Here is a 4,556-nt window from a genome sequence, read left to right as displayed (position 1 = left end):
TAATATAAAGCCCTTACTAAACAGATCTGCGTATTCTTGTTATAGTAAGGGTTACACCTTCAACTCAGGTGCTAACATTACCGACATTAACCCTGATTTTGTGATTGTTGGTGAAACCCGCTCCTATAACTGGGATATGATCCATAAAGCAGCAGGATTTGTTGCCCGTGGCGCCCGTTTTATCGCCACTAATCCCGACACCCACGGCCCCGCTTACAGTCCGGCCTGCGGCGCGCTGTGCTCCCCCATTGAACGAATTACTGGCAAAAAACCCTTCTACGTTGGCAAGCCCAGCTCGTGGATTATCCGCTCCGCACTCAACCATATTGACGGTCACTCCGAAAACACGGTGATTATTGGTGACAATATGCGCACCGATATTCTGGCGGGTTTTCAAGCAGGACTTGAAACCATTCTGGTCACCAGCGGCGTAAGTAAACTTGAAGATATCGATAAAGAGCCTTTCCGCCCGAACCATGTGTTTGCCTGCGCCGGCGATATTGACGTGGTTTAAACCTCAAACTGCTCGCTTCTCAGCGCCTTAGCGTGCTGAGAAGCGCCACTGACTTTAACATTAAGTAACATTTTTGCCGCTGTACTTCCCTTGTACCCCATTGCCGCTTGCTTCATGATAAGCCGCGACATACTCCTTTGATATTCGTCACTACCCCTAAAAAATAACAGTAGGATTAACCTATGCGACGTTTGTATCCGTTTTGCGCGCTAGCCTTGCTCAGTGCCTGTAGCCCTAATTCGGCGCAGCCTGATGCCAATAACAGTGCAGCACTTAAACCCGTGCAAATGAATGAAGCACGCTTTAGAAACGATATTAAAGCCCTGTCTTCCGATGAGTTTGAAGGCCGCGCCCCAACCACGCAGGGTGAAAAACTCACCTTGGATTATTTATCCAAAGCCTTTACGGAGATGGGACTTAAAGGTGCATATCAAGGCAGCTTTTTACAACCTGTGCCTATGGTGAGCTATACCGCAGATGAAGCGCAGCAAGTCACACTGGCAGGATTACCCTTTAAATACCGTCAAGATCTGGTGCTCAGCAGTCGCCATGATAACGGTGGAGTTAACATTCAAAACGCGCCACTGGTATTTGTTGGCTATGGGGTTAATGCACCTGAATATGCTTGGAACGATTACCAAGATCTCGACATGAAAGGCAAAATCGCGGTGATCTTAGTGAACGATCCCGGTTTTGCCCGTCCAGATTCAGGCAAATTTAATGGCAAAGCGATGACCTACTACGGTCGCTGGAGTTATAAATTTGAAGAAGCTAGCCGCCAAGGTGCGCTCGGCGCGCTGCTCATTCACGATACTGAACCCGCATCTTATCCTTGGTCAGTGGTCGAAAACAGTTGGACAGGACCGCAGCAGGATTTAGTCCTTAGTAAAACCGAGCAGGATAGCCGCATCCAAGTTGAAGGTTGGTTAACCTTAGATACCGCCACAAAACTGTTTGAAAAGGCTGGCCTATCACTTCCTACTCTCATGGCTCGCGCTGCCGATAGCCCAATTAGCTTATCCCTAGAGCAAACGGCCAGCATCGCCTTTAAAAACAAAGCGGAATACGCCAACAGCTATAACGTCGTCGCCACCCTTCCTGGCACCAAGCAAGTAGATGAGCAAATCCTGTTTACTGGCCACTGGGACCATATTGGCAAAGATGACAGTAAAGAAGGTGATAAAATTTACAATGGCGCAATGGACAATGCATCGGGCATTGCGGGCATTTTAGAAATCGCCAGACAACTGGCCGATAACGCTAAACAGGGCCACGGCTTAGCTCGCTCGGTGACCTTTATCGCCACCACGGGCGAAGAGCAAGGGTTGCTTGGCTCACGTTATTATGCCGCTAATCCTATCTACCCCATTGATAAAACCGTGGCAGTGCTAAACCTAGATAGCACCAATATCTATGGAAAAACCAAGGACTTCACTATCGTCGGTAAAGGCAAGTCCGAGCTTGAAAACTACCTAATCGATGCCGCCAAACAGCAAAACCGCATTGCTTTGGGTGAAAAGAATCCTGCATCGGGCGGTTTCTTCCGCTCTGACCACTTCAGCTTCGCTAAACTCGGCGTTCCTGCGGTTTTTGCCGGTGGCGGTAGTGAGCCTATCGATGCGGCAACCGCGGACTATAAGACTCAAATGCAAGCAACCATGAAGGGCTGCTATCACAATGTCTGCGATGAATATCATGAAGACTGGGATTTGAGTGGTGCGATTCAAGATCTGGAAATTTACTATCAAGTGACTCGCAGCTTAGGTAACAGCCAAGATTGGCCAGGCTATTATCAAGGTACTGAGTTTAACAGCCTGCGTCCCGCCAAAACGGAACTTACCACGACCGCAAAGTAAGCGGCTTGAGCAAAGGGATTAATCGCTAAAAAATCTCATAAGGCACCTTGAAGGGTGCCTTATTATTTTATGAGTATTTTATGATCAGCCCCATTTTACGCTCACTGTTGACCTTGACTGTAGCAACACGGGCAATAACTGCCGATAAGCTGCTTATAAAATCAGCAGCGGTTACTCTTAAATCACTATCTTGCTCACATTTATGATGATTTTTCCTCAAATAGATTTTCTTGAGTGCACATTGCGTATTTGCCAATATCTCGCTTCACAAGTAAGCACCAAAAACACTTTACTCACAAAAATACGGAATAAATTGAATAAACATTAATTATAATCGTTTTAAACACAAACAAAACCCATTAAAACAATCAAAAATAGAATAAATCATCAAAAATAACATTTGGCAAATTATCGAATCGCTGGCACATTGATACTCAATTGAGACATCCTCAAATGAAATGCAGTGGTTTAGGAGTGGGATTATGTGTTCGATTTTTTCAATTTTAGATATTCAATCCGATGCAAAAGAGCTGCGCCAAGTCGCACTAGAAATGTCCAAACTGATGCGCCATCGCGGCCCAGATTGGTCAGGCATTTACGCCAGCGATAAAGCGATTTTGGCCCACGAACGCTTGGCGATTGTCGATATTGAACACGGTGCGCAGCCACTGCTAACCGAAGATGGCAGCCTTATCCTCGCGGTCAACGGTGAAATCTATAACCACAAAGAACTCAAAGCCCAACTCGGCGATAAATACAGCTATCAAACCAACTCAGATTGCGAAGTCATTCTGGCGCTGTATCAGGAATATGGCACTGAATTTCTTGATAAATTAAACGGTATTTTCGCCTTCGTACTCTACGACAAAGCCAAAGACGCTTATCTTATTGGCCGCGATCATATGGGTATCATTCCGCTCTACACGGGTCGAGATGCGGCAGGTAACTTCTATGTAGCCTCCGAAATGAAAGCACTGATGCCAGTGTGTAAAACAGTGGAAGAATTCCAGCCGGGCCAATACTTATACTCAAGCGATGCTGCTGCAGTGAAATACTACACCCGCGATTGGCAACAGTATGATGCAGTTAAAGATAATGGCGCCAGCCAAGAAGAATTGCGTGATGCTCTAGAAGCCGCAGTTAAGCGTCAATTGATGTCCGATGTACCTTACGGGGTATTACTCTCCGGTGGTTTAGACTCATCAGTTATCTCGGCTATCACCCAGACATTTGCTAAACGTCGCATCGAAGATGACGGTGAAACGGGCGCTTGGTGGCCGCAGCTACACTCCTTTGCTGTCGGTTTAAAAGGCGCACCGGATTTAATCGCGGCCAAAAAGGTTGCAGATGCTATTGGGACAATTCACCATGAGATCAACTTTACCTTCCAAGAAGGGCTAGATGCGATTAAAGAAGTGATTTATCACTTAGAAACCTATGATGTCACCACCATTCGTGCTGCCACCCCCATGTATCTGATGGCGCGTAAAATCAAGGCGATGGGGATCAAAATGGTGTTATCGGGTGAAGGTGCCGATGAACTCTTTGGCGGTTACTTGTACTTCCATAAAGCGCCAAACGCGCAGGCCTTCCATGAGGAACTCGTGCGTAAACTGGATAAACTGCATCTGTTCGACTGTCTACGCGCCAACAAAGCTATGGCCGCATGGGGACTCGAAGCCCGCGTACCCTTCCTCGATAAGGAATTTATGGATGTGGCGATGCGCATTAACCCTGAGGCAAAAATGTCTAAGGATGGCCGGATTGAGAAACACATTCTGCGTCAAGCCTTTGAGCATAAATTGCCCAAAGAAGTCGCCTGGCGTCAAAAGGAGCAATTCAGTGATGGCGTGGGTTACTCTTGGATCGATGGTTTGAAGGCCCATGCCGCAGAGCAAGTAGATGATTTGCAACTGGCCAACGCCAAGTTCCGCTTCCCGTACAACACGCCAGAAACCAAAGAAGCCTATTTCTACCGTTGTTTCTTTGAGGAGCATTATCCACTGCCAAGTGCTGCCGAAACGGTTCCTGGTGGCAAGTCGGTCGCCTGCTCTACCCCAGAAGCGCTGGCATGGGATGAAAGTTTACGGGGTATTATCGACCCATCAGGCCGCGCCGTACGCTCAGTGCATGCCGCCAGTTATTAACCACGATATCCCATCCTAATAATAACGCCACCCTCGGGT

Annotated in this window: 4 protein-coding genes; 3 read left to right on the top strand and 1 reads right to left on the bottom strand. The window is 47.3% G+C overall.

Annotated elements, in window-relative coordinates; translation table 11 throughout:
- Positions 1–514, top strand: a 514-nt coding sequence (locus tag H9J30_RS21430; protein WP_240132829.1) for an HAD hydrolase-like protein, incomplete at its 5' end; no start/stop codon positions are given.
- Here H9J30_RS21430 and H9J30_RS21680 read toward each other — a convergent pair.
- Positions 511–645: a hypothetical protein gene (locus H9J30_RS21680; protein WP_275679702.1), complete on the bottom strand. Its 135-nt coding sequence runs from the start codon at positions 643–645 to the stop codon at positions 511–513. The two genes, H9J30_RS21430 and H9J30_RS21680, sit on opposite strands and share 4 nt — an antisense overlap.
- A gap of 51 nt (positions 646–696) precedes the next feature.
- Between H9J30_RS21680 and H9J30_RS21425 the strand changes: the two genes are divergently transcribed.
- Together H9J30_RS21425 and asnB are read left to right on the top strand one after the other, a co-directional pair.
- Positions 697–2,370 carry a M28 family metallopeptidase gene (locus H9J30_RS21425; protein WP_240132828.1) on the top strand — a complete coding sequence of 558 codons (1,674 nt, stop codon included), beginning with the start codon at positions 697–699 and terminating at the stop codon, positions 2,368–2,370.
- 482 nt (positions 2,371–2,852) lie between these two features.
- Positions 2,853–4,517, top strand: coding sequence for an asparagine synthase B (gene asnB / locus H9J30_RS21420; RefSeq protein WP_240132827.1), 1,665 nt, complete (start codon positions 2,853–2,855; stop codon positions 4,515–4,517).
- Positions 4,518–4,556: the final 39 nt, after the last annotated feature.

It is taken from the genome of Shewanella cutis, assembly GCF_022410515.1.
Taxonomy (GTDB): Bacteria; Pseudomonadota; Gammaproteobacteria; order Enterobacterales; family Shewanellaceae; genus Shewanella; species Shewanella cutis.
This window is presented reverse-complemented; position numbering and strand designations above follow the sequence as displayed.